This is a genomic window from Serratia sp. (in: enterobacteria), from assembly GCF_051654945.1.
Lineage (GTDB): Bacteria > Pseudomonadota > Gammaproteobacteria > Enterobacterales > Enterobacteriaceae > Chania.
This window is the reverse complement of sequence record NZ_JBOFZA010000048.1, coordinates 1-1,714: the sequence shown is the minus strand read 5'-3', so window position 1 is coordinate 1,714 and position 1,714 is coordinate 1. Positions and strand designations below refer to the sequence as shown.

Genomic DNA, 1,714 nt, shown 5'->3' with positions numbered 1-1,714 from the left:
CGTGAATTTCAAAACTAAATCCGGTATACAAGACTAACTCCTACATGTGTTAAAAAATCCGCATAAATGCAAAAGTTTTTCACCACTTACTACTCATTGCGTGATAAAATAAATTTAAATTTATAAATAACTTCAAATTTCGGGTATAGCAAACAGACCTCTGGGAATTACGGTTTTCAAGACTAATTCCTACGGGTCAGCATAGTTTTTATGAAAGTTATCCGAGCAGTGGCGGTTTGTAAATTTATTTAATTAACGTTTAAGCAGCTTCGGTGTTAACACTACTTGGTCGGGAGTGAGATACCGGAGCTGCAACGCGTTCATAATCTCTGAACCATACAGCTTATAAGCTTCTAAGTAAGGGGTGCTGCCATGCAAGGCTTTCCTTGGGGCACTGTTTACGTGATCCACGCATTTACGGATATCCCATTGCGTGAGGTTAGTAAAAACAGTTCCTTTGGGGATGATCATGCGCAGCATGGTATGAACATTTTCAATCCCACCCTTCTGGTTACTGCGCATAGGGTCGCAGTAATAAATGCTGGTACGGCAAATCCCTTCCGGAGAGGTTTCCAGACTGTCAGGATCGCCAAACTCCACCCCACGATCAGTCAGTATAACGGGAAATAAGCATGCAAAGTCATAGGCATCGCCGAGGCGTTCCTGAAGCTTATTAAATACCGCTTTTACTGCACCAGGGGTGCACCGATCAAGCAGGTGTGCGTAAAATAACTCGGTTTCTGGAAAATAGAAGGTTAAAATACATTTTTCCGATCCTTTGGCCGATTTAACTGTATCCATTTCCACAAAGTCCATCTCATCCGAATGGGATTCCTTAAAGTCCTTATAAGTCCTTCCGATAAATACCGCCCGGTTTTTGATCTGTGTCTGATGAACCTTTCGAGGCTTAAATTTCACCTTACGTTTGAGATCAATATTTCTGGTGAGCAATACCCCCTGATTAATGTAATTATATAGAGTACCAACAGAAATCCCCAGCTCCGGATGACTGGCAATGATCATGTAAGGAGATTGCCCCTGCATGATCAAAGGCTTCACCACCGCATCGATCGCATGCAGTTCTTTCTTAGAAAGGCAGATCCCTGCTCTGGCAGAGACAAGGCGTTCGGAATACATGCGGTGGGCAGCAATGGCATTGTAGTCATATTTAAGAGAGATCGGACATTTGTTTCTTGGTTTATCACAGCCATTACAAACAAAGGGGGCTTTAGTGATCCGCCTGCATTGTTCCAGTTCGAAGCTGTCACAGACTTTATTGCAGATATGACAGGATCGACAGACAGTATCACAGAGAATAAGCTTTTTACAGGCATTGGTCTTGCGGCATCGGAACCTGTGAATGCAAAAGTTGTAGGGATTGTTGAAACTGCCCCGATTCCATGAATTAGAGATCCTGTTTTTAAACACCTCATCGGAAATGGTGGATGGATCCTTACAGAGGTATTTGGCGATAGCCCGGAATGATTTGGCATCGTTGAGGGATTCCTCAATGTAAGAGCGATCAACAAGCGTTAAATGTTTATGGTTTCCTGGTATTAAATTGGACATAACGGCCTCCTTTAACCGCCACCTGATTCAGATAACATTTGAGACTATACGCCTGTTATGGTTTATATGCAAGAGTAAACCCTACCCATCCAAGAGTAAACCCTACATCCGATATGAAGAGTAGGATTTCCAAATGTAATTCAGG

1 protein-coding gene is annotated in these 1,714 nt (G+C 42.7%); it reads right to left on the bottom strand.

The features are described 5' to 3' along the window. Positions 1–252: 252 nt before the first annotated feature. A complete protein-coding gene (locus tag ACRDCA_RS07885) occupies positions 253–1,569 on the bottom strand; it encodes an IS30 family transposase (RefSeq protein WP_438689035.1) in 1,317 nt (438 codons plus the stop codon). Positions 1,570–1,714: the final 145 nt, after the last annotated feature.